Here is a 23,772-nt window from a genome sequence, read left to right as displayed (position 1 = left end):
GTCACTTCCTTCCCGCCGTGACTTGTGCCGTGGAGCGTTCGCTACGCCATCGGTAGAAGGTCTTTTCCGAAAGGCCGAATACGCGGCAGCTTTCGGTCACTCCCCTGCCTTCGGCGATCATCCGCTCTATCGAACGGCACTTTTTGTCCTTGTCGGCAATCGCGGCCATAGCAGATAAGCCCTTTCACTTCCTATTTTTACGCCCGTCATCCGAGAATGGCCATTGCGCTGCGCACCAGCATGTAGAGCGCCACGGCCATGATCAGCGCGGAAAACACGGTGTTGAGGCGCCCCTTCTGCGCCGACAGGCGGCGGGAAGCCGCAGTACCGGCAACGCTGCCCACGATGCCGCCACCGATGAACATCCCCGCCAGTGGCCAGTCCACCAGTCCTGAAAAGGCATAAGATGCCGCAGTCGCCAGCCCGAAGGCGGTAACCGCCACCAGCGATGTGCCCACCGCGCGATAAATCGCCATGGAAGTTGAGGCGACCAGCGCGGGCACGATCAGAAAGCCGCCCCCAATGCCGAAAAAACCCGACAGCGCGCCCGTGCCAAAACCGAAGCCCAGCACCTTGCCCATATTGTCACGATTGCAGGCCACGTTCTCCGGCCCTTCCCCGGCGCGGCCGCGATACATCGCCACGGCCACCACGATCATCAGCAGGGCGAACAGGAACAGCAGCTTCTGCCCGTCAACTGCCTTGCCCAGGGTGGAGCCCGCCAGCGCGCCCAGCACACCCGCAAAGGCGAAAGTGCCGCCGCAGCGCCAGTTGACGTTATGGTTGCGGGCATGGGTGGCCAGCCCCGCCAGTGCATTTGCAGCCACGGCCAGCGCACTGGTGCCGATCGCCACATGCGGGCTCTTCACCCCCACGACATAGACCATCAGCGGCACCGCCAGGATCGATCCGCCCCCGCCGACAAGGCCCAGGGTAAAGCCCACCGCCACGCCGCTGAAAGCCGCGAGGATATAATGGAGCTGGTCGATCATGGCCTGTGTCCCGCCTCAGATCGCGTTGACCGGAATCTTGATATAGCTGATGCCGTTCCCCTCCGGCTCGGGCAGATGCCCGGCGCGGATATTGACCTGCACCGAAGGCAGGATCAGCCGCGGCACGGCCAACGTGGCATCCCGCTTCGTGCGCATAGCCACGAATTCCGCCTCGCTTACGCCGTCATGCACATGGACATTGCCGTCTCGCTCCTCACCCACAGTGGTTTCCCAGGCGAAAGTGTCGCGGCCCGGCGCCTTGTAATCGTGGCACATGAACAGCCGCGTCTCGCGCGGGAGGCTCAGCAGGCGGCGGATCGAGCGGAACAGTCGCGCCGCATCCCCGCCGGGGAAATCGGCGCGCGCGGTGCCGTAATCGGGCATGAACAATGTGTCGCCCGCAAAACCTGCGTTGCCCACGATATAGGCCATGTCCGCCGGGGTGTGGCCGGGGACGTGCAGCACGATTCCTTCCAGATTGCCGATGCGGAAGGTTTCGCCATCCTTGAACAAATGATCGAATTGCGAACCGTCGCGCGCCATGTCAGGCCCGGCATTGAACAGCTTGCCGAACACGTCCTGCACTCTGGTGATATGCTCCCCAATGGCCAGCTGCCCGCCCAGTTTCTCCTTCAGATAGGGCGCGGCGGACAGGTGGTCCGCATGGGCGTGGGTCTCGATCAACCAGGCGACCTTGAGGCCTTGCGCCGTCACGTAATCGACGATCCGGTCGGCCGAAGCGTGGGACGTGCGGCCCGCATCGGGATCGTAATCCAGCACGGGATCGATCACCGCTGCTTCAAGCGTCGCGGGATCGTGGATGACATAGGAAACGGTAAAGGTAGGCTCGTCGAAAAAGGCCTTCACAACCGGGCGCAAGGCGGGATCGTCGAGTGCGCGGGCGATCTGGGCCGATGCGGCGGCTATGATTGGGCCATGGGCAGCCTGATCGCTGTTGTCATTGACGGACTTCATGGAGTCTCTCCTGTTTAACATTAGCTAGTTCTAATGTTCTAATTCGTCAAGACTCGTTCTTTCCGCATGCATTTCCTCAACAAGCCCCTTTCGGCCCGCGCCCCTCTCCGATAGCCTGCCTTCAAGACATAACCGAGAGGACCGAATGCCCACCCCCCAGAAAGCGCCCCCCACCCCCCAGACGGCGCCCAACGTGAAGCTCAGCTTCTTCAAGCTCAACGTGCCTGACATGGACGCCGCGCTGGAGTTTTACGGCAAGGTTTTCTGCTTTTCGATTGTCCAGACCTTTGACGAGGGCGCGTTCCTGGAACACATCCTGGCGCTGCCCGGGCAGGAAGCGGGCCCGAACCTGCTGCTGGTCGCCTATAAGGACGGGCGCGACGTATCGGTGGGCCCCGGACACGGCCCGGTTGGCCTCGTTACAGACGATATCGAGGCACTATGCGCCAAGGCAGTCGAAGCGGGAGCGGACACGATCGTGCCAATATTCGACATGGGCCCGGTGAAGGTCGGCATCGTGCTGGACCCGTGGGGCCACGAGCTGGAACTGCTGCAATTCCCCGCAGGGTAGGCGGAGGGATCAAAGCCCCGCCAGTTTCACCGCAATTCTGGTCAATTCAGGCAGAAAATCCTCATCTTCCAGCCGAAGAGGCCCTGGGGAATTGATGATCTGGTTGTTGATGACAGAATTGAACACCTGCCCCGCAATGGCCAGCTGCCGCCGCTCCTCGTCGGAAAACTGACGATCGGAGGATGCCTCCATCGCGCGCAGCGTGATTTCAACCGCCCGCTCGCGGAAGGAGCGATAAACCTTCCAGAACTCCGGATCGGCGGCTGATCGCTCCAGCGCTGCGTGCCAAAGGTTGCGGTTCTCCATGATGCCGTGAAACCCGCGAGCCAGTATCTCGGCATAGATCGTCGCAGGCTCCCCCTCTGGCCGAACCGCCTCCCGCCATTCCAGCGCTTCCCGGAAATAGGCGGAAAGCAGCACATGCAGGAAATCATCCTTGCTGTTGAACCGCTGGTAAAACACCCCCACCGACCGGCCAGCCTTGCGCGCCAGTTCCGCCACCGAAAGTTCCGCGAAGGTCTTTTCCCGCAGCAATTGCAGCGCCACCTGGACGAAACGCTCCGCCGTCTTCCGGCTGCGTTCCTGCATGGGCACGGGCACTTCCCAGCCATCCGGAGCAACCGCAGGCTTGACGCCATAATGAGAATCTATATTCATATTATCTGTTTGATCTCGTGCCCTGACTGGCGGAAGTGCCAATGCTTACAACGTGTTCCGGCACGAAAGGCAAGCACGCCAATTATCGAAAAGGAATAATCCGCATGGCTCAGGATAGAGCACCGCATACCGGGAACGATCCAGTCACGGCGCCCACCATAACACGGCGCACGGCGGTCACGGGGCTCGCTGGCGCCGCTGCAATGGCGGTTCTTCCCGGCTGCACGGCCGCGAAGGCAAGCAGCAGCGGCAAGCCGAACTTCCTGTTCATCATGGCTGATGACCTGGGCTATGCCGACCTCTCCTGCTATGGCCGCCGCGAATATAAGACCGCGAATATCGACCGTCTGGCAAGCGAAGGCATACGCTTCACCCATGCCTATGCAAACAGCGCGGTCTGCACCGCCACTCGCGTGGGCCTCATCACCGGCCGGTATCAATATCGGATTCCGGTAGGCCTGCAGGAACCGCTCGGCGCGGGTGATATCGGTCTGCCCCCCGAACATCCGACTATCGCCTCGCTGTTGCACAAGGCCGGCTACAAGACATCGCTCATCGGCAAATGGCACATGGGCAACCTGCCCAAATATGGCCCGCTACAGAGCGGCTATGACGAATTCTGGGGGCTGCGCGGCGGCGGGGTCGATTACTTCCGTCACGGCTTCGGCAACAACAAGGATCTATGGGACGGCGATACGCCGATCGAAAAGACCGGCTACATGACGGACCTGTTGGGGGACGCAGCCATCGCCACGCTGGAACGGCGCGCCGAGGACAAGCAGCCCTTCTTCATGTCGCTTCACTTCACCGCCCCCCATTGGCCGTGGGAAGCCAATGACGAAGAAGGCAAGGCCGAAGCGGAACGGATCGCGAAGATTCCCGGCGGCTTCATGCATCACGATGGCGGCACGATGGAAATCTACGCCAAGATGATGCTCTCGCTCGACGATAATGTCGGGCGAGTGCTGAAACGGCTGCGCCAGCTCGGGATGGATGAAAATACGGTGGTGGTCTTCACCAGCGACAATGGCGGGGAGCGGTTTTCCGATAACTGGCCCTTCACCGGGCGAAAGACCGAATTGCTCGAAGGGGGCCTGCGAATTCCGGCCATCGTCCGCTGGCCCGGCGCGAGCCGCCCCGGCAGCACGAGCGAAAGCGAGATCATTTCGATGGACTGGCTGCCGACTTTCCTCGCCGCAGGTGGCGGACGGCAGGACCCGGCCTTTCCGAGTGACGGGCGCGACATCCTCCCAGCCATCAAGGGCAAGACCATGCCGGAACGCACCCTGTTCTGGCGCTTCACCAACAAGGGTCAGGAGGCGGCGCTGCGAGGCCGGTGGAAATATCTCAAGATTGCCGGAAACAGCTTCCTGTTCGACGTGTTCGCCGATCCGCTGGAGCGAGCCAATCTGAAAGACCGCTTCTCGCAGAAATTCGTCGAACTCCAGAACGCCTTTGCCGAATGGAACAAGGGCATGTTGTTCGATCCGAACGCCCCCAGCTACGGCTTCACCGGCCAGCAACTGGCCGATCATTTCGGCATCGATAGCTAGGCTATCCCACGAGGCGATCCGGACCGGCCCTGCGCCCCGGATCGCTTCTTGAGTTCATAAGAATGCGCGCGACTCAGTCCTTGCGCGCCATCTTCGGCCCAAGCGCCGGGGCGAATATCCCCAGCGCGACAATCAGCACGGCAACCAGAACGGCCGCCGCGGCGATAATCATCATGATCGTCTCCAGCGGCAACATCATCCGCAAGGCTGCAGCACCTGCGAAAGGCGCAAGGACGATGCCGGAGATACGGCCCCAGCCCCCGGCCCAGCCGATCCCGCTCGACCGCATTTCCGGCGGATAGCTGAGCGTCGCGAGATTGTTGATCCCGGTCTGCCCGCCGACCTGAGTGAAGTTCCAGACGATCAGCGCCACCAGGAAGATGCCGCTGCTGAACGGCACCTGCCCCAACAGGAACAGCGCCACCGCTTCCACAAGGAAGAAGCCCGCAATCAGCCAGTAGGGATTGATCCGGTCCATCAGGAAACCCATCACCAGCGTGCCGGTGGCGCCGCCGATGAAGGAGATCATCGCGGAAACGGCGAATTTCTGGATCGGAATTCCACCAAGCTCCTGGAAGAAGGTGGCCATCCAGTTGGCCAGCAGCGCGATATTGCCCAATGCAATGAAGCAGGCGACCCACAGCAGGATGGTCTGGAGGAAATAGGGCTTCTGCAACAGAGCCAGCGGCCCAAGCCCGCGTTCGGCAGGCTTTGCCCTGCCATAGCGGAACGTCTGTCCCGCATGCAGCGGAGCCGCCGCATCCATTGCGCGAACGGTCGAGAAAATCTTGGCGTCATTGGGATTGCGCCGGGTGCGGAAGGCGAGCGATTCCGGGATGAGGAACAGCAGCGGCACGGCAACGAAGCCCAGCACGCCGCCCACCCAGAAGCCGATCTGCCAGCCATAGATATCCAGCAGCCAGGCAGCGATCACGCCGCTGCCCATGTTCCCGGCGGAGAAGAACACCAGCGCGATGGCCATGAAGCCGGCGCGCCATTTCCGCGGAGTCATTTCAGAAAGCAAGGCCAGCCCAATGGGCAGCATGGCCGAGAAGAAAATCCCGGAAATCCCGCGCAAAACGGCCATCTGCCCCACCGTTTGGGCATGGGCGCCGAGGATTGACAGAAGGCCGAAACCCAGCGCGCACAGGCCGAGCACGGGCCGACGCCCTATCTTGTCCGCCAGGGGAGGCATCAGGAACGCGCCCACTGCCATGCCGACATAGGTCCAGAAAATCACGACATCCATGTCGGCCGGCTTGGCATCCAGACCATGCGCGATGGCAGGCAGGATCTTGCCGAAGAAATACATGTCGAAGCCGTCGATGAAGAGCACCACCGAGCAGACGGCGAGCATCGCTATTTCCCGAGCGCCGATCTTCCGGCGATCGATGAATGCTTCGACGTCAAAACTGTCCTCATGCGCGCCGATAGTCTCGGCCGTGCTGCTCGCCATCAGGCTGATCTCCCCAGGATTCGCGAATTTCCACGCGGTCTTATCGCGGCGAGAGTGGCCGCGCCGCGCTTCCGCGTCAATCGCCGTTTAGCGGGAAACGCGCAACAGAAAGTCGCGCGCCCTCAGGCGGCTTGCTGGACGTTGTTACGCCCCGCTTCCTTCGCATCGTAAAGGGCCGCATCAACCCGGGCGAGCAGGCTGTTGGCATCATCCCCCTCTCGCCACATCGTATAGCCGACGCTGGCGGTAACCTGAGGCAGCCCCCCCTGAGAGCTTTCCTGCTCGATTGCCTGCCGCAGGCGTTCGGCTGCAGCGCGGGTTTCTTCCTGTCCGGCGCCGGGCAGAATCCAGACGAATTCCTCGCCGCCGATCCGGCCGATCAGATCGCTGGCACGGGCCTGTGCCCGGGCAATATCGGCAATGCGCACCAGCACATCGTCCCCCATCTGGTGGCCGCTGGTGTCGTTCACACGCTTGAAGTGATCGATATCGAACGAAATAAGCGCGGTAGGCCGGCCATCTTCCTGCGAACGGTGAATGCATTTCTGCAATTGCGTGATCGTACGACGGCGATTGGCCAGTCCGGTCAACGGGTCGGTATGGGCGAGATATTGCGCCTCCGCCGCCAGCCGCATGGCACGCGTCCGTTCCCGGTCGAGCGCCTCCTGCCGCTGGTGATGTTCGGTAACATCCATCACCACCCCGAACATGCCGGTAAGATCGCCCGCCTCATTGAACTCGTTGGTGGCATACATGCGCAGGATACGCTCATCCGCCTGTGGCGGGCACACACGATATTCGAAACTGTAGCGCGCGCGATCCTTGGAATGGTGGGCCAGCAGGCCGAACAATTCCGCTCCGCCATCCGGAAGCATGGAAGTCAAATCCCCGGGATCGCGGCCCAACGTGGGATCCAGGCCGTTGATCAGATACATCTGGCGCGACCAGTCCTGCTCGCCAGTGCGCGGATTGTAGTGCCACCGGCCGATCCGGCCCACTTCCTCCGCCATGTTGAGCATCAGCAGGTTTTCCCGCATCCGCGCATTACGGGCCTTGAGCCTCATCGCCAGCCGATCGTTGTCCAGCAGCAGAGCCGCCAGCGGCAGCGACGTGGCCATCATCAGCATCATCAGCAATTGCAGGGCAATGCCGGCCTCAAATGGCGGAAATTGCAGATAGGCAACCGGTGTTTCGCCGCCCACCGAACGCAGCGTTCCTGCCACGCCGAACATGAATATGCTGACTGACGCCCCGATCTGGCCATAACGCGCCACGATCAGAACCAGAGCCGACATGACTACCGGAGCCAACGGGACAAGATCGAAGCCAAGGACGAACCATGACAATGCGAACATCGTCAGCATCGAAATGCCGAACCAAATCAGCAGAGGTCCAACGTCTCGTTTCTTCCCTGCGCGGCGACGGGTGATCCAGTCCATTAGATAGAAGAGGATCGGCGCCCCCACTGCCGTGCCCAGGCTGGTGGAAAAGCCCCACCAGACGAACTGCACCCAATCACGATGCGGGCCGAACGGCAGGGCGATAATTGCGGCGCTAAAGGACGCGAACACTATTCCCGCGAACAGGAACACCGTGTCCCGCAAACGAAGCGATTCAAGTTTGCGCTTGCCGATCACGCGATGCGCGATTGCGACGGCCAATAGTGGCTCGACAATATTGGCCACAGTGTAGCCCAACAGTGCCAGCGGGGTGAGACCGTACCAGAAATTGAAGATCAGATTGGCAACGAGCAGCGCCGCAATCACGGGCAGGCGTTCGCCCCTTTTAGCCCTGTAAAGCGCGCAAACCGCAACCGCGCTGGGCAACCAGAGCAGCATCACGGCATGGCCCTGATCGCGCAACAGGACCGAGCCAATCGCGCTCACGATCCAGATGAGCGCCACTTCCCAAGGGAATCGGCTGCCTTTGCCCAGCGTTGCGCCCAATGCCCTCCTCCTCATCGGGAGGGTATAGCAGCGATCGGTGAAGCTATGGTAAACTTCATGCCATTACCGCTGTGGATATGCTGCCCCGCGCCGAAACGCGGGGCAGGCAAATCAGGCGGCGTCTGCCTGGCGCTGCGCTTCGAGATTGAGCATCTCTGCCAGCAGGAAGGACAGTTCGAGCGACTGCGCCGCATTGAGGCGCGGATCGCAATGAGTGTGATACCGATCGGCCAGACGCTCGTCGGTAATCGCCACGGCACCGCCGGTGCATTCGGTCACGTCCTGGCCGGTCATTTCCACATGGATGCCGCCGGCATGAGTGCCTTCCGCACGGTGAACGGCGAAGAAGCCCTTCACTTCCGAAAGTATACGATCGAACGGACGGGTCTTGTAGCCGCTGTCCGACTTGATCACGTTGCCGTGCATCGGGTCGCAGCTCCACACCACCGGATGGCCTTCGCGCTTCACGGCGCGCACCAGCTTGGGCAGGCCCGCCTCCACCTTGTCATGGCCGTAGCGGCTGATCAGGGTCATGCGACCGGCCTCGCGGCTGGGGTTGAGCGTATCGAGCATGCGCAGTAGCGCGTCCGGCTCCAGGCTGGGGCCGCACTTCATGCCGATCGGGTTCTGCACCCCGCGCAGGAACTCGACATGGGCCGAATTATCAAAACGGGTACGGTCGCCGATCCACAGCATGTGCGCGCTGGTATCGTACCAGTCACCCGTCAGCGAATCCTGCCGGGTCAGCGCCTGCTCATAAGGCAGCAACAGCGCCTCATGGCTGGTGTAGAAGCTGGTGCTCTTCAGCTGCGGCGCGTTCTCGGGATCGATCCCGCAGGCTTCCATAAAGTCCAGCGCTTCGCCGATACGATCGGCGATGTCGCGGAACTTGTCGGCCCAGGGGCTGCGGCCCATGAAATCCAGCGTCCACTTGTGAACCTGGCGCAAATTGGCATAGCCGCCACCCGCGAAAGCGCGCAGCAGGTTCAGCGTCGCAGCCGACTGGCTGTAAGCACGGATCATCCGTTCAGGATCGTTGCGACGCTGTGCGTCCTCGAAATCGATCCCGTTGATGATGTCGCCGAGATAGCTCGGCAGTTCCTTGCCCCCGACGTTCTCGGTAGGCGAGCTGCGCGGCTTGGCGAACTGGCCGGCCATGCGGCCCACCTTCACCACCGGCTGCTTGCTGGCGAAAGTCAGCACCGCAGCCATCTGCAGCAGCACGCGGAACGTGTCGCGGATATTGTTCGGGTGGAACTCGGCAAAGCTTTCCGCGCAATCCCCGCCCTGGAGCAGGAAACCGCGACCGTGAGTCACTTCAGCCAGTTCGGCCTTGAGAGCGCGCGCCTCGCCCGCAAAGACGAGCGGCGGAAAGGACGACAGTGTGTCGACCGCAGTTTCCAGCGCATTTTCGTCTTCATAGACGGGAAGATGCTTCGCTTCGAAGTTCTTCCAGCCATCGGGGGTCCAGCTCTTAGCCACTTTTTTTCTCTGTCTGTTAGAGGAAGGCGGCGCAAATAGGCGCTCATGCGCCAGAATGCAAAGGTTACACTCTCAACTACTCTGATCGAGACAACCGATCTCAGCGGCTGGACGATCCGGCCGCTGCATGTTGGCCTGCTCCGCCACCCTTTCCGGGCGCATGGCGCGCAAGCTCCGTACCCTTGGGAATTACCGCCACCCGCAGCCCCTTGCCCTGCGGAATATATTGGGCAGCCAGTGCCTTGATCCGCTCAGGCGTGGTGACCGTGTAGTCATCGAACAAGGTGCGCAGGGCCGCCAGCCGCTCGGGCTGCCCCGTGGAACCTTCGACCAGATTCATCCAAGTCACATGAGCGGTAAGCGAACGGTTGAGCAATTGCAGGATCGGCTCGGTAACCCGCACGATCTCGTCCTGGTCCGGGCCGTTCTTGGCCAGATCAGCCGCAATATTGTCGGCAACGGCGAAGAATTCGGGCACCATCTCAGGCTTGAGCTGCGCCAGCGCCACGAACTGCCCGCCACTGTCGATATCCGTCGGCCAGCTGGAGGAAACATAAGGCGTGTAGCTCGCCCCCGCCTTCTCGCGCAGGGCGTCGAGCAGGCGGTTGTTGAAGATCTGGCTCAGCACTTCCAGCTCGCGCGAAACACGCAGCCCATTGACGCCTCCGCCCAGCGGCCAGGCGACACCCGCTGCGGCCTGATCGGCCTCGCCATGGTGATACAGAACCACAGGCTCGGCCTGCACGGGGCTGAAGACCACCTTCCGGGCAAGGGCAGCAGCCGGAATGGGCTCGCGCTGCGGCAAGGCGCCGAAAGTGCGGGCAAGGGCTGCCTCTGTCTCGGCAGGATCAATATCCCCGAACACGAGGATTTCCACCGGACCCTGCTTCAGCAAGGGCTCCCACACCTTGCGGAAACCAGCTGCCGTGGTGGCGTTGATCTCTGCTGGGGTCGGAGTAGCAAAGCGGGGATCGTGATTGTTCAGCACCCAGTCGAGATCGCGGCTGATCACGCTGGCGGGATCGGTATTCAGGCTGTCATAACCGAGCTGGCTCAGCGCTTTCGCACGTTCAACAGCGCGCTCGTCCCAACGCGGCTGAGAGAGCTTTGCGGCGAACAGCCAGAGCTGGTCGGCCAGATCCTCCCGCCGGGTCTGCGCCTCGAAGCTGAAGGTTCCGTCCTCGATGCCGAAATCGAACCCAAGCTTGCGGCCCGCCGCAATCGCATCGAGTTCCGTCGCGCCCAGCGGTCCGACACCCGATGCCACCAGAGCCGCCTGACCCAGCTTGATATAGGGGGCCTCCTCAGGCGCAAAGGCGCGGTAACCGCTGCCGAAACGCACCCGCACCGTCACGCGGCCCGGTTCATTATCCGTCCGCCACACCAAGGCGTGGACATTATTGGCGTAATCCAGCTGTTCGATCTCGCGCACGCCGATCTGATGGCGGGCGACTGGCTGGGCCGGTGTGCCGATGGCCGGCATGTCAGCAAAGGACGGCGCCTTGCCTGTCACGCGTGAGCCATTGTCCGCATCCACTGGCTCCAGCAGGGCCTTGCGCAAATCGTCCTCGGTTGCTTCGCCAGCCTTGGGCGTCAGCAGGAAGGCGCGGGTCACGGGCCCCTGGAACAGCTTGCGCGTATGTTCGAGAACCGCTTGCGGCGTGAACCGGTCGCGCATTCCGCGCAGCACTGACAGGAATGTTTCGGGCGACGCCACCGTTTCGCGAATATCCACCGCACCGACCAGATCGTCGGCAAGGCGAGGACCGGGCTGATTGATGCGCTGTTCGTAATAATCCGCGAAATTCACATCTATTTCAGACAGTTCACGCGCGATTTCCTCCTCGCTCGGCGGACTTTCCAGCGCATCGGCGATAACGGCGCGAACATCCTTCAGCGCGGCTTTCCAATCGTCGCCAAGCGGTGTGATGTCGATGAACGTGGCATTGGCCGAGCGGCTCACTTCCCGCTGATTGACGTCAGCCAGAACATAGCTGCCGCCAGCGCGCGCGCGCTCCACAAGACGGCGGTTGATGATCTGCTGGGCGACCCGATCGATCATCAAGCCGCGGTTATATTCGATATTGTCGATCGGCTTGCCCCAGGGGCGCAGCACGGCAACGCTGATGCCGCGGGGCAGATCGGGTTCCACCATAACCTTGGTTTCGCCGAGCTTGCTGGCAAGACCAGCCACATCGGGCGCGCCCTTGGGTGCCTGGGGCTTTCCGAAATCGGGTGCGGGAAGATGCTTGCCCACGCCCTTCCAGTCGGAGAAATATTGCTCGATCAAGGCGCCAAAACGGTGCGGATCGCCATCGCCAGCGATGACGATCACCGTATTTTCCGGGCGATACCAGCGCTGATGAAAACGCTTCAGCTTCGCGCTCGTCGCGGCCTGCAGCGTGGCATCCAGCCCCACCGGCGAACGCGTTGCCAGGAGTTGCCCCTTGTAGAACAGCTCGCTCGAAGCATCGGCAAGGCGCTTGCCCGGCCCACCGTTCTCGCGCTTTTCGGCCAGGACGATCGGCAGTTCGGCAGTGATATTGTCCGTGCTCAGCGCGGGCTCGCGGATCATGCCGGAAAGCAGCTTGATGCTCTCATCCAGCTTGGCGTCCACCGCATTGGGCAGGTCCAGTTGATAGACGGTCTGGGTAGGCGAAGTCACGGCATTCGTATCTGCCCCCAGCCGTGCGCCAAGGCGCTGCCAGGTGGGTATCGCCTGTCCATTGGCGAGATACTTCGATTCCCGGAAAGTCAGATGCTCGATCAGATGGGCATAGCCGCGCTCGCTCTCCTCCTCGTTGAGGGAGCCTGCATCGATCCGGATGCGGATGGAAACCTGCTCGCCCGGCACGCGGTTGTTACGCACGGCATAACGCAGCCCGTTGGGCAGTTCCCCAAACAACCAGCCCTCATCGTGCGGAATGTCGCTGCCGCGATACAGCCAGGGATCCTTCGGCTTGAGCGAGGCCGGCGCCGCCAGCGTTTTAGCCGCAGGAATGGAGAGGACTGGCGCCTGGTCCCTCGCCTGGGCGGCAGGAGCCACCACAACCAGCAGGGCAAGGACAGGCGAAAGCAGACGCGCGGCGCGGAAGTGGATCGTCATAATCGCATCATTAGGCGGGCTTGGGATGAAGGGCTAGTGAATGGGGAGAAACAAGCTCTACCTTGCCGTCGGCCCTGCCCGCGCCTAAATCCCGATCATGTATATCGAGACCGAAACCACGCCCAACCCCGCGACGCTCAAATTCCTTCCCGGCCAGGCCGTGATGGAAACCGGCACCCGCGAATTTGCCTCCCCCGAGGTGGCCGAAACCTCGCCGCTCGCAGATGCGCTGTTCGGCACGGGTGAAGTCACCAATGTGCTGTTCGGGCGGGATTTCGTCTCGGTCACTGCAGCCCCCGGCGCGGATTGGTCCGCCCTCAAGCCGCAGGTCGTGGCGATCCTGCTGGATCATTTCATCAGCCAGGCCCCGCTGTTCCACCCCGGCAGCGCTGCCGGAATCGCCGTTCCGCCCGAGGACGAAGATCTGGGAGACGATCCGGCCGATGCCGAAATCGTGGCCCAGATTCGCGACCTGATCGAAACCCGCGTGCGGCCCGCAGTGGCCGGTGATGGCGGCGACATCCAGTATCGCGGCTTTCGCCAAGGCGTCGTTTACCTATCGATGCAAGGTGCCTGCTCGGGCTGCCCGTCTTCCACCGCCACCCTCAAGCACGGGATCGAGGGTCTGCTGAAGCATTACGTCCCCGAAGTCACCGAAGTGCGGGCGGCCTGATATGGCCGAGCCCCTTTCCGACGCCGCGCTGGACCAGCTTTTCCGTACCGCGCGGACCTATAATGGCTATCTCGACAAGCCGGTCAGCCTGGAACAGCTCCACGCGGTCTGGGATCTGATGAAGATGGGGCCGACTTCTGCCAATCAGCTTCCCGCCCGGCTCGTCTGGCTTACTACTCCCGAAGCGAAGGAAAGGCTGGCAAAGCACGCTGGCGGCACGAATCCCGACAAGATTCGCAAGGCTCCGGTCAGCGTGATCGTGGCGATGGATATCGATTTCCACGAGCAATTGCCCTGGCTCTTCCCTCATACCGATGCGAGAAGCTGGTTCGAAGGGAACGAGGAAGCGCGCAAGCTTTCCGCGATGCGCAATTCGACGCTTCAGGGCGCCTATTTCATCCTCGCCGCACGGGCGCTCGGGCTCGATACCGGGCCGATGTCAGGCTTTGACAATGCGGCAGTGGATGCGGAATTCTTTGCTGACCAGCCTCGCTGGAAATCCAATTTCATCTCCACGCTGGGCTATGGCGATCCTTCCACCATCTTCCCCCGCAGCCCCCGGCCCGATTTCGAGGTCTTCAACCGCGTGCTCTGACGCGCTAGCGCAGGCGCAATGAAGACACTTACCATCGATTGCGCCACCGAAGGGTGTTCGACTGCCCTGTTTGACGGGGACAGCCTGCTTGCGGGCGAATTCCGCATGCTCGGGCGCGGCCATGCCGAACAGCTCGTGCCGATGATCGCCGCCTTGCCCGGTCGGGGCCGCGCCGACCGGATCTGCGTGTCGTTGGGCCCCGGCAGCTTCACCGGCGTCCGTATCGGCCTTGCGGCGGCCCGCGCGCTGGGGCTGGCCTGGAAAGTGCCTGTATTGGGCTACCCCACTCTCGCTTTGGTCGCTGCAATCGCCCGAGCTGATGCCGCACCGCAACCGCAACCCGTCACCATATGCATGACGGGAGGGCACGGAGAGTGGTTCCTGCAGGACTTCTCAGCGGATGGCTTGCCGGAGGGCCCTCTGGAGTCTCTTCGGCCCGAAGCCGCCGCAGCGCGGGGTGGCCATGCGCTGGTAGCGGGCACGCAGGCTGAACCTCTCGTCGCGGCCCGGGGACATGGCACTGCATTGCAGCTATGGCCGGATGCCCGCCGCTTTCCCTTGCTGCCGCCCAGCCTTTTGACAGCCGCGCTTACGCCACTTTACGGACGGGCGCCTGACGCGAAACTGCCCGGAGTTTCGGCATGACTGATGTGCGCGATCCCGTGGACCAGATCATGGCGGTCATGGAAAACGCCTTCGATCCCGCCTTTGGCGAGGCCTGGAACCGGCGGCAGGTGGGCGATGCGCTGGTAATGGGCAAATGCCATTATCTGCTTCTCGACAAGAACCTGCACGAGCCTGGCGGTGCAGGAGAAGCCGCCGGCTTTACTCTTTCAAGGCAAGCTGCAGACGAGGAGGAGTTATTGCTGATCGCAGTACTCCCCCAATATCGCCGCCGGGGCGTGGCTACCGCATTGTTGAGACGCCAGATCGCAGAAGCCAGATCGCGGGGTGTCACCCGCATGTTTCTTGAAATGCGGGACGGCAATCCGGCAGAGGCTTTCTATCGCCAACATGGATTTTTGCCTGTCGGCCGACACCGGAATTATTACAATCGCGGTTCGATTTCCGGGATCGATGCAATTACGTTTGCATTAGATCTCTAGATCATAGCGATTTATCTGGAACGCAGCACTATAGTTTGCGTTAAGTCCTCTACCGCCCTTGAATCCCCGAACCATTTCATGCAAGGGCGCGCAATCCGGTCAAGACCGGGTAAAAACACGTAAAGCGAGTCCCCCCTTCTCGCTGGAATTGAGGACGATATGGATACTATCGATAATGACATGACCGAGACGCTGATCACGCTCACCTCGGATATAGTCGCAGCTCATGTCAGCAATAATAGCGTCGCGGTCGAAGAACTTCCCGGCCTGATCCAGAATATCTATGGCGCGCTCGCCGGTCTTGGCAAAACGTCCGAGCCCGAAGCCGCGCCGCTGGAACCCGCTGTCTCCATCCGTGCATCGGTAAAGCCCGACTACATCATCTGCCTGGAAGACGGGAAGAAGATGAAGATGCTCAAGCGCCACCTGATGACGGCCTACAACATGACCCCCGAAGAATATCGCGCGCGCTGGAATCTGCCCGCCGATTACCCGATGGTCGCGCCGAATTATGCCGAAAAGCGCCGCGAGCTGGCCAAGAAGATCGGCCTCGGCCGCAAGCCTGGCCAGAAGCGGGGCCGTCGCAAAAAGGAAGCCTGAGTTTCCTAGATTTTTACTGCAGGTTGAAAAAGCGCCCCATGGGTCTACAACCCGTGGGGCGTTTTGATTGACGGGGCTAGCGTTGAATCAACCTATAGACATTGAACAGCTCTGCAATGAGCGGGGACTGCGGATTACCGAACAGCGGCGGATCATTGCCCGTGTGCTGTCGGAAAGTACCGATCATCCTGATGTGGAGCTGTTGCACGAACGAGCGTCCGCGATCGATCCGAAGATTTCGATCGCCACGGTTTACCGCACGGTGCGCCTGTTCGAAGAGGCGGGAATTCTCGACCGCCATGACTTCGGCGACGGCCGCGCGCGTTATGAAGCCGCGCCTGAGGCCCATCACGACCATTTGATTGACGTGGAAAGCGGCAAGGTGGTGGAATTCGTCGATCCCGAACTGGAAGCGCTGCAGCGCGTCATCGCCGAACGGCTGGGTTATCGCCTGGTCGATCACCGGATGGAGCTTTACGGCGTGCGGCTCGACCGCGAGGATTGACGGAAACGTCGCAGGATGGGTGAAGCAATCGCCCTTGATCCACCGCGCATTACCCCGGTAGGCTGGCTGCTGATCGCAGGCCGCCTGCTGCTGATGGTGGCTTTGCTGATCGTCTGCCTGCCAATGCATGGCTTGTGGAAAGCCATGCAGCTGGACCGATTCTGGCCGCGCGTGTTCCTGACCGGGATCGGCGCGATCTGCGGCCTGCAGATCGAACGTCGGGGGCGCCCCGTGCCCGGCGCCCTGCTCGTGGCGAATCATGTCAGTTGGCTCGACATTCCGGCGCTGGCGCAAACGGCGGGCAGCGCTTTCGTTGCGCATGATGGACTTTCCGCCTTTCCACTCCTGAAATTCCTCTGCCGCCTGAACGAGACCGTTTTCGTGGCGCGCCATGACCGGGCGAGTATCTCACAGCAGGTGGAGGATGTACGCCTTGCCATCGACAATGGCGGCACGCTGACCCTGTTTGCGGAAGGCACTACCAGCGATGGAACCGGCCTTCTGCCCTTCAAGAGCGCGCTGTTCTCCGCCGTCAGCCCCCTGCCGGAAGGGGTGGCAGTGCAGCCCGTTCTGCTGGCTTATGAAAACGCTGCCGACATGGCCTGGGTGGGGGAAGAGCCTGGACTGGATAATTTCAAGCGCATCCTTGCCCGCTTGCGCCCGCTGCATCTGACCATCCACTTCCTGCCGCCTCTGGCGGGGCCGCAACTGGCCAATCGCAAGACGATGGCCGCAGCAGCCCAGGAAGCGGTCAGGCGCGCGCAGAGACCGTAAAATCGGAGGCGAGGCCGGTGCCGAGCGCCAGCCCCCTTCACTCGCGCGCGCATTTCCCCTAAACGCCGCCGCCATGCGACAGAGCCCGCCCCCCAGGACCTACAGGGTCAAAAGCTTCGGCTGCCAGATGAACGTCTATGATGGCGAACGCATGGCGGAACTGCTGGCCGAGCGCGGGTTGTCCGCCGCGCCGGAGGGTGAAGACGCCGATCTGGTGGTGTTGAACACCTGCCATATCCGCGAAAAGGCTGCCGAGAAGGTCTATTCCGACATCGGCCGCCTGCGCCGCGAGGATGGCTCAAGCCCGCTGATCGCTGTGGCGGGCTGCGTCGCCCAGGCGGAAGGCGATGAGATCATGAGCCGCGCCCCTGCCGTTTCCATGGTAGTCGGGCCGCAAGCCTATCACCGCCTGCCCGGAATGCTGGAGAAGGCCACCAAAGGCGAGCGTGCGACCGATACGGACATGCCGGCGGATGCCAAGTTCTCTGCCCTGCCCGCTCGCCGCAAGGCCGGGCCGACGGCATTTCTGACCGTGCAGGAAGGGTGCGACAAGTTCTGCACCTATTGCGTGGTGCCCTACACGCGCGGCGCGGAAATTTCCCGCCCCTGCAGCGATCTGGTGACAGAAGCTCAGCGACTGGTGGAAGCCGGTGCGCGCGAAATCACCCTGCTGGGGCAGAACGTCAATGCCTGGACCGGGGATGACGACAAGGGCCGCGCCATCGGGCTCGACGGGTTGATAAAAAAACTCGCGAAGCTCCCGGATCTCCAGCGGATTCGTTACACGACGAGCCACCCAAATGACATGACCGACGGCCTTATCGCCGCGCATGGCGAGGTGGACAAGCTGATGCCCTACCTGCACCTGCCGGTGCAAAGCGGTTCGGACCGGGTGCTGAAGGCCATGAATCGCAGCCACACGGCAGACAGCTATCTCAGGCTGCTGGAACGTGTCCGCGCTGCGCGGCCTGACATTGCGCTCTCGGGGGATTTCATTGTCGGTTTCCCCGGAGAAACCGATGCCGAATTCGAAGAGACGCTCAGCCTGGTCGATGCCGTTGGCTATGCTGCCGCCTTCAGCTTCAAATATTCGCCCCGTCCCGGCACGCCCGCCGCAACAATGGACGATCAGATCGCGCTGGCCGTGATGGATGAGCGCCTGCAACGCCTGCAGGCCGCACTCAATCGTGACCAACTTGCCTTCAACAAGGCTTCTGTCGGCAAGGTCTGCAAGGTGCTGGTGGAACGCAGGGGCAAATATCCCGGCCAGTGGCTCGGCAAATCGCCCTGGCTCCAATCGGTGCATTTCGAGGGCGAGGCCGCCATTGGTGACATCGTCACCGTGGAACTCGCCGAGGCCGGCCCCAATTCCCTTTCGGGACGGCTCCTGGCCCCGACGATTGCCTGATCCCACCCCTCACTGGGCCAGATAGGCGCCGTCCACCGGATAATAGGCCCCGGTTACGAATCCGGCCGCATCGCTGAGAAGAAAATTGGCCAGCGCCGCCACTTCCTGTGGCTGACCCAGCCTGCCGATGGGATGCAGGCCGATCAGGGCGGCCCGCGCCTCGTCAGTCATGGCATTCTCGATCAGCGGGGTTTCGATGAAGCCGGGGCCCACCGCATTCACGCGAATGCCCTTCGCCGAATATTCCAGCGCGGCCGATTTGGTCATGCCGCAAACGCCGTGCTTGGCCGTGACATAGGCCGCGGCCCCGCGCCAGCCAACCGAACCGAGGATGGAGGCCATATTGACGATGGCGCCACCGCCCGTCTCCAACATGGCCGGGATCTGATAGCGCATGCCGTAGAACACGCCGTGCAGGTTCACGTTGATCACCCGATGCCAGTCATCCAGGTCTATCTCGCCCACCGGCTTGTCGGAGCCAGCGATCCCGGCATTGTTGACCGCCAGATCGAGCCGGCCGAACTGCTTCACTGCGAAATCGACCATCGCCTTCACCTGCGCTGCATCGGATATATCGACCTTGAAGGCCTTCGCCCCATTGCCTGCTTCCGCAGCGAGTTTTTCCGCACCGTCGAGATCGTAATCCGCCACGATCACCTTCGCCCCGCGCGCGGCCAGATCCCGCGTGATGGCCGCACCAATGCCCGATGCGCCGCCGGTGACGATGGCCGATTTGCCCGAGAAATCCTGTGTCATGTCTATTCTCCAATGCCTGGCTCAAGGGATATGCGGATAAGGACCGAAAGAGTTCCCGCCTTGTCCTGGCTCAAAGCGATTGCCCGATTGCGACAATCCGAGACCGGCTGTGGATGTGTCACCTTCCCGGGTAGGAAAATGCCATGTTTTGTTCGCGGCGTGTCACCCCCGCACGGCATGGTTTCGAGCCGTTTTTTGGGCCTGCGCGCAGGCAGGAGTGTAACCTTCCATTTTGGCCTTTCGTGCGCTGACCGGATCGCCACGAAGGCACGGGCAGCAAATACGCAAGGCTGAGTGTTTGGGAGATAGTTCATCGCCCAGGATAAACACCATTCGCCGGCGTGTAGGAAAGTGCTTTGTAGCGGAGCTGCTTAGAATTCTGACGAAAGCGGTCAGTCGGGAAATGACACCATTGCGGTCATGCCCCCTACCTTCGTCGTTCTCACGCAGGCGCGGGAATGCAACACACTCCCGCTTTTCCACGGTGACATCACCCCCGCGTGCTTGCCCTTGTCCGCGCCTGCATTATCTTCGCAGCTACAGACCGAAAGGAGTCCATGGCCCGCAAAGCAGATCGTGCCGGTACTTATGCGGCACTCGCCCATCCCGAAGACCGCCGCGATCCATCGCGCCGCGCGAGGGTGGAAGTCGAGTTTGACGAGCAGACGGTGCTTGGCGCCCTGTTCGGGGAATTCGACGCCAATCTGGTCCAGCTGGAAAACCGGCTGGGCGTCTATATCGCAGCCCGCGGCAACAAGGTGCAGATCGAAGGGCCTGATGATGCCGTAGCACGCGCCCGCGATGTGCTGAGGGGTATGCACCAGCGCCTGCTCACCGGGCAGCAGCTGGATTCAGGGACAATCGAATCGCTCATCTCCATGTCCAGCGAACCAACTCTTGAAGGGATTATTTCCGGCGCCGCTGAACGCCCGCCGATCATGATCCGCACCCGCAAGAAAACCATCGTCCCCCGCTCTGCGGCGCAGATCGAATATATGCGCGCCCTGGCCCGGGATGACATCATCTTTGCCCTCGGCCCGGCGGGCACCGGCAAGACCTATCTGGCCGTGGCGCAGGCCGTCAGCCAACTTATCACCGGCAGCGTTCAGCGCCTGATCCTTTCCCGCCCGGCAGTGGAGGCAGGCGAGCGGCTGGGCTTCCTGCCCGGCGACATGAAGGAGAAGGTCGATCCCTATCTCCGCCCGCTTTACGATGCGCTGTATGATTGCATGCCGCCCGAGCAAGTGGAACGGCGGCTGGCCAGCGGCGAGATCGAGATCGCACCCATTGCCTTCATGCGCGGCCGCACGCTGGCGGATGCCTTCGTAATTCTGGACGAGGCGCAGAACACCACACGCGAACAGATGAAGATGTTCCTCACCCGCTTCGGCCAGAACAGCCGCATGGTGATCTGCGGCGACCCCAAGCAGGTGGACATTCCCGGCGGCCCCACCATGAGCGGATTGAACGACGCTGTGGCCCGGCTGCAAGAGGTGGACGGCATAGCCATTTCCCGCTTCGCCTCCAGCGACGTGGTCCGCCATCCGATCGTGGGCCGCATTGTCGAAGCCTATGAAGGCAAGGAGGCGTAGGTTTCCTTGCCAGAGGGCTGACGGAACGGCATGGGAGCCGGGTGAACCTCGAAATCGACATTGAAGATCCCTGGCCATCCGGCGAGTGGGAAGATCTGGCCGAAACTGCGGCGCGGGCACTGGCTCAGGTTGCGCCGGAGCTGAACAATCCGCGCCTGTGCGTCAGCCTGATCTTCACCTCTGACGAGGAAATCCACACGCTCAACCGCGAGTGGCGCCAGCGCGACAAGCCTACCAACGTGCTGTCCTTCCCGATGCTCGATCGGGAAGACCTGCTGGAACTTGCACCGGAAGGCCCGCCCGAATTGCTGGGCGATATTGCCCTCGCCCATGAAACCTGCGCGCGCGAAGCAGCGGAAAAGGGCGTTCCACTTGGCCATCACGCGGCCCATCTGATCGTCCATGGCCTGCTTCATCTTGCCGGTCATGATCATGAAATATCGCCCGCCGATGCGGACGCAATGGAGGCGCTGGAAACAAAGGCGCTTGCGCTAATGGGAATTGCAGACCCATATGGCGACCGGGAATAATGACAGGAGATAATAGCAAGGCCATGTCCGACACGGGCAGGACGAGCGAATCCAGCAGTGGAGACGCAGACAGTAAAGGCGGCTTGTGGGGTTCCATCCGCCGTTTCTTCGATGTGGACAATGGCGAAACCTCGCTGCGCGCGCAGCTGGAGGAAGCCATTGCCGAACATGAAGACGAACATCCCAGCGGTGAAGGGGGCAAGGCGAATGGCGATCTGTCATCCGTCGAACTCACCATGCTGCGCAACCTGCTTCACTTCAGCGAACATGACGCCGATGACGTGGCGATTCCGCGCGGCGAGATCATTGCAATCTCGGCGGATGCGAGCTGGCCGGAACTGGTGGCGACCTTCGCCGAGCATGGCCATTCCCGCATGCCCGTCTATCGCGAGACGCTGGATGAAGTGATCGGCATGATCCACATCAAGGATGTCTTCACGATCATCGCAACGGATCAGGAGCCGCCGGCTGACTGGACGACGTTGATGCGCCAGCCGCTTTATGTGCCGCAAACGCGCAATGCACTCGATGTGCTGGCGGACATGCGTTCTCGCCGCACGCACCTTGCCGTGGTAGTGGACGAATATTCCGGCGTGGACGGGATCATCACGATCGAGGATCTGGTCGAGGAAATCGTCGGCGATATCGAGGATGAGCATGACGATGCGCCCAAGGCGCTGATCGTGCCGATCGGCGAAGGCATGTGGGATGCCGATGCCCGCACCGAACTGGACGATGTGGCCGAAATCGTGGGCGATCCGCGCATTGCCGAAGTCGAGGAAGCCGTGGACACTCTGGGCGGCCTCGCCTTCGTACTTGCCGGCCAGGTGCCGGAAGTCGGCGCTGTGCTGGAACATTCAAGCGGATGGAGGATCGAGGTGACGGCGGGCGATGAGACCCATGTCACCCGGTTGCGCCTGCATGCGCCGAGCGAAAATATCGAGGAAGTTGACTAGCCAGCCCCTTTAAATTGTATTTTTCGCAACTATTTTCCGGCTGCTGCTCGACAGACCGTTCATTTTCTGGCCACTAATATTCCACATGGCTACACGTCGCCTACCTCCCCTCCGCGCGCTCGAAGCGTTTGTGCGCATCGTCCGCATGGGTTCCGCCCGTGCGGCGGCGAATGAGCTTGGCCTGTCTCCGTCGGCCTTGTCGCGCCGCGTGACGAGCCTTGAGGAATTCGTCGGCAAGAAACTGTTTACCCGCGCGCATCAGGCAATGAAGCTCACTGATGACGGACGCGCGTTCTACGAAGCAATCAATCCGCATCTGGAAGCGCTGGCACAGGCCGTGGAAGCCCAGTCGGAAAACCTCCAGCTTCTGCGCCTGCATCTGGGCGTCTCTCCGCTATTCGGAAGCCAGCGACTGTTCCCGCGCTTGCTGGAACTGCGCAAGCTGCACCCGCGCCTGCATATCGATATCGATACCGGGCCGAACCTTCTCGGTCGCGTAGGCGATACGCTGGATGCAGCGGTAATCGTGACTTCCGATCCGGATGACAGCTATTATTCGGTGAGGCTGGACCATAACCGCGTCCACGCCATCTGCAGTGAAGCGCTGTCCCATGAAATCGGCCTCTCGCCGGATATGGAAACGCTCTCCAAGCAGACCTTCCTGATCCATAATGACCTGCCGGAAAGCTTCGAGGCATGGAAGAGCGCGCTGGGCTTCCAGGCGCTACAGCCTGCCGCGATCGACCATTTCGATTCCGGCCAGCTCATGCTGGAGGCCGCCGCCCAGGGTCTGGGCATCGCCATCATGCATGACGATCACTTCCGCCGCGCGACCGGCAAGAAGCTGGCGAAGCTCTATGATATCGAAGTGGAAAGCCCCTATTCCTACTGGTTCGTCTGCCGCCCCAAGGCGCTCGACACCAGGCCGGTAAAGCTGTTCCATGACTGGATGATCGAATCCGGGCTTTAGGCCGGAAACCAGTTCCCAAAAGCTAGGCGATGGTATCGCCAAAACAAAAGGCGATTCAGCGCGGTCGTGACCGCTCTGAATCGCCCCGCATTCAGATCAATGCCCCTTGCGGGCTATCAGGCCACGGTGGCCTTCAAGATCTTGCCCGGGTTTGCCGGCGGCTCACCCTTGGGCAGCGCGTCGATATGCTCCATGCCGCTGATCACCTGACCCCAGACAGTGTACTGCTTGTCGAGGAAGCGCGCGTCGTCGAAGCAGATGAAGAACTGGCTGTTGGCGCTATGCGGCGCCTGAGTGCGTGCCATCGAGCATACGCCGCGCACATGCGGCTCATCGTTGAATTCCGCCTGAAGGTCAGGCTTGTCCGAACCGCCCATGCCGGTGCCCGTCGGGTCGCCGCCCTGGGCCATGAAGCCCGGGATGACGCGGTGGAAAACCACGCCGTCATAGAAGCCTTCCTTGGCCAGTTCGGTGATGCGGGCCACGTGGCCGGGGGCGAGATCGGGGCGCAGCTTGATCACGACATCGCCGCTTTCAAGCGAGAAGGTAAGAGTTTCGTCGGCCATCGG

The 23,772-nt window shown here is 61.8% G+C and carries 24 protein-coding genes; 14 read left to right on the top strand and 10 right to left on the bottom strand.

The window, feature by feature from the left end; all coding sequences use genetic code 11:
* Position 1: 1 nt before the first annotated feature.
* The 3 genes from H0274_RS02290 to H0274_RS02280 are packed head-to-tail and all read right to left on the bottom strand — an operon-like array spanning position 2 to position 1,967.
* Positions 2-169: a transposase gene (locus H0274_RS02290; protein WP_226792721.1), complete on the bottom strand. Its 168-nt coding sequence runs from the start codon at positions 167-169 to the stop codon at positions 2-4.
* A 37-nt stretch (positions 170-206) separates the two neighbouring features.
* On the bottom strand, positions 207-992 hold the full coding sequence (locus H0274_RS02285; protein WP_226792720.1) for a sulfite exporter TauE/SafE family protein: 786 nt from the start codon (positions 990-992) through the stop codon (positions 207-209).
* 15 nt (positions 993-1,007) lie between these two features.
* On the bottom strand, positions 1,008-1,967 hold the full coding sequence (locus tag H0274_RS02280) for an MBL fold metallo-hydrolase (RefSeq protein WP_226792719.1): 960 nt from the start codon (positions 1,965-1,967) through the stop codon (positions 1,008-1,010).
* A gap of 145 nt (positions 1,968-2,112) precedes the next feature.
* On the opposite strand from H0274_RS02280, the gene H0274_RS02275 reads away from it, so the two are divergent.
* Positions 2,113-2,538, top strand: coding sequence for a VOC family protein (locus tag H0274_RS02275; RefSeq protein ID WP_226792718.1), 426 nt, complete (start codon positions 2,113-2,115; stop codon positions 2,536-2,538).
* Positions 2,539-2,547: 9 nt separating this feature from the next.
* On the opposite strand, the gene H0274_RS02270 is transcribed toward H0274_RS02275, so the two are convergent.
* A complete protein-coding gene (locus tag H0274_RS02270; protein ID WP_226792717.1) occupies positions 2,548-3,195 on the bottom strand; it encodes a TetR/AcrR family transcriptional regulator in 648 nt (215 codons plus the stop codon).
* A 104-nt stretch (positions 3,196-3,299) separates the two neighbouring features.
* On the opposite strand from H0274_RS02270, the gene H0274_RS02265 reads away from it, so the two are divergent.
* Positions 3,300-4,748, top strand: a complete 1,449-nt coding sequence (locus H0274_RS02265) for a sulfatase family protein (protein WP_226792716.1) — start codon at positions 3,300-3,302, stop codon at positions 4,746-4,748.
* Between the two features lie 73 nt (positions 4,749-4,821).
* Here H0274_RS02265 and H0274_RS02260 read toward each other — a convergent pair whose 3' ends face one another.
* The 4 genes from H0274_RS02260 to H0274_RS02245 all read right to left on the bottom strand — a co-directional run bounded on the left by H0274_RS02260 (position 4,822) and on the right by H0274_RS02245 (position 12,738).
* Positions 4,822-6,204 carry an MFS transporter gene (locus tag H0274_RS02260; protein WP_226792715.1) on the bottom strand — a complete coding sequence of 461 codons (1,383 nt, stop codon included), beginning with the start codon at positions 6,202-6,204 and terminating at the stop codon, positions 4,822-4,824.
* A 122-nt stretch (positions 6,205-6,326) separates the two neighbouring features.
* The gene (locus H0274_RS02255) at positions 6,327-8,150 is read right to left on the bottom strand and encodes a sensor domain-containing diguanylate cyclase (RefSeq protein WP_226792714.1); all 1,824 of its coding nucleotides are present in this window, start codon (positions 8,148-8,150) and stop codon (positions 6,327-6,329) included.
* Positions 8,151-8,261: 111 nt separating this feature from the next.
* Entirely contained in the window at positions 8,262-9,632 is a 1,371-nt protein-coding gene (locus H0274_RS02250) for a class II 3-deoxy-7-phosphoheptulonate synthase (RefSeq protein WP_226792713.1), read from the bottom strand.
* A gap of 100 nt (positions 9,633-9,732) precedes the next feature.
* Positions 9,733-12,738, bottom strand: coding sequence for a M16 family metallopeptidase (locus H0274_RS02245; RefSeq protein WP_226792712.1), 3,006 nt, complete (start codon positions 12,736-12,738; stop codon positions 9,733-9,735).
* A gap of 97 nt (positions 12,739-12,835) precedes the next feature.
* Here H0274_RS02245 and H0274_RS02240 point away from each other — a divergent pair, with 97 nt between their 5' ends.
* From H0274_RS02240 to miaB, 8 genes are all read left to right on the top strand, one after another.
* A complete protein-coding gene (locus H0274_RS02240) occupies positions 12,836-13,411 on the top strand; it encodes a NifU family protein (RefSeq protein ID WP_226792711.1) in 576 nt (191 codons plus the stop codon).
* A 1-nt stretch (position 13,412) separates the two neighbouring features.
* Entirely contained in the window at positions 13,413-14,006 is a 594-nt protein-coding gene (locus H0274_RS02235) for a malonic semialdehyde reductase (RefSeq protein ID WP_226792710.1), read from the top strand.
* Positions 14,007-14,024: 18 nt separating this feature from the next.
* On the top strand, positions 14,025-14,651 hold the full coding sequence (gene tsaB / locus H0274_RS02230; RefSeq protein WP_226792709.1) for a tRNA (adenosine(37)-N6)-threonylcarbamoyltransferase complex dimerization subunit type 1 TsaB: 627 nt from the start codon (positions 14,025-14,027) through the stop codon (positions 14,649-14,651).
* A complete protein-coding gene (locus H0274_RS02225; protein ID WP_226792708.1) occupies positions 14,648-15,112 on the top strand; it encodes a GNAT family N-acetyltransferase in 465 nt (154 codons plus the stop codon). The genes tsaB and H0274_RS02225 overlap by 4 nt, the downstream gene beginning before the upstream one ends.
* A 159-nt stretch (positions 15,113-15,271) precedes the next feature.
* Positions 15,272-15,712, top strand: a complete 441-nt coding sequence (locus H0274_RS02220) for a Ros/MucR family transcriptional regulator (RefSeq protein ID WP_226792707.1) — start codon at positions 15,272-15,274, stop codon at positions 15,710-15,712.
* Positions 15,713-15,794: 82 nt separating this feature from the next.
* Entirely contained in the window at positions 15,795-16,217 is a 423-nt protein-coding gene (locus tag H0274_RS02215; RefSeq protein ID WP_054530366.1) for a Fur family transcriptional regulator, read from the top strand.
* A 15-nt stretch (positions 16,218-16,232) separates the two neighbouring features.
* Positions 16,233-16,991 carry a lysophospholipid acyltransferase family protein gene (locus H0274_RS02210; RefSeq protein WP_226792706.1) on the top strand — a complete coding sequence of 253 codons (759 nt, stop codon included), beginning with the start codon at positions 16,233-16,235 and terminating at the stop codon, positions 16,989-16,991.
* 73 nt (positions 16,992-17,064) lie between these two features.
* Positions 17,065-18,399 (top strand): tRNA (N6-isopentenyl adenosine(37)-C2)-methylthiotransferase MiaB, encoded by a 1,335-nt coding sequence (gene miaB / locus H0274_RS02205; protein ID WP_226792705.1) that lies wholly within the window; start codon positions 17,065-17,067, stop codon positions 18,397-18,399.
* 9 nt (positions 18,400-18,408) lie between these two features.
* On the opposite strand, the gene H0274_RS02200 is transcribed toward miaB, so the two are convergent.
* Positions 18,409-19,155, bottom strand: coding sequence for an SDR family NAD(P)-dependent oxidoreductase (locus tag H0274_RS02200; RefSeq protein WP_226792704.1), 747 nt, complete (start codon positions 19,153-19,155; stop codon positions 18,409-18,411).
* 557 nt (positions 19,156-19,712) lie between these two features.
* Here H0274_RS02200 and H0274_RS02195 point away from each other — a divergent pair.
* The 4 genes from H0274_RS02195 (at position 19,713) to H0274_RS02180 (ending at position 23,203) form a co-directional block, all read left to right on the top strand.
* Positions 19,713-20,747, top strand: a complete 1,035-nt coding sequence (locus tag H0274_RS02195) for a PhoH family protein (protein ID WP_226792703.1) — start codon at positions 19,713-19,715, stop codon at positions 20,745-20,747.
* A gap of 41 nt (positions 20,748-20,788) precedes the next feature.
* Positions 20,789-21,277 (top strand): rRNA maturation RNase YbeY, encoded by a 489-nt coding sequence (ybeY, locus tag H0274_RS02190; RefSeq protein WP_226792702.1) that lies wholly within the window; start codon positions 20,789-20,791, stop codon positions 21,275-21,277.
* A 23-nt stretch (positions 21,278-21,300) separates the two neighbouring features.
* Complete coding sequence (locus H0274_RS02185) at positions 21,301-22,233, top strand: hemolysin family protein (protein ID WP_226794419.1); 933 nt, start codon at positions 21,301-21,303, stop codon at positions 22,231-22,233.
* An 85-nt stretch (positions 22,234-22,318) separates the two neighbouring features.
* Positions 22,319-23,203 (top strand): LysR substrate-binding domain-containing protein, encoded by an 885-nt coding sequence (locus H0274_RS02180; protein ID WP_226792701.1) that lies wholly within the window; start codon positions 22,319-22,321, stop codon positions 23,201-23,203.
* Positions 23,204-23,319: 116 nt separating this feature from the next.
* Here the strand turns inward: H0274_RS02180 and H0274_RS02175 are convergent, their stop codons facing one another.
* A complete protein-coding gene (locus H0274_RS02175) occupies positions 23,320-23,769 on the bottom strand; it encodes a peptidylprolyl isomerase (RefSeq protein WP_226792700.1) in 450 nt (149 codons plus the stop codon).
* Positions 23,770-23,772 lie beyond the last annotated feature (3 nt).

Origin of the sequence: Fulverythrobacter ferritrahens (assembly GCF_020539485.1) — a bacterium.
Lineage (GTDB): Bacteria > Pseudomonadota > Alphaproteobacteria > Sphingomonadales > Sphingomonadaceae > Andeanibacterium > Andeanibacterium ferritrahens.
The sequence above is the reverse complement of the archived record's forward strand: the minus strand, read 5'-3'. Positions and strand labels throughout refer to the sequence as shown.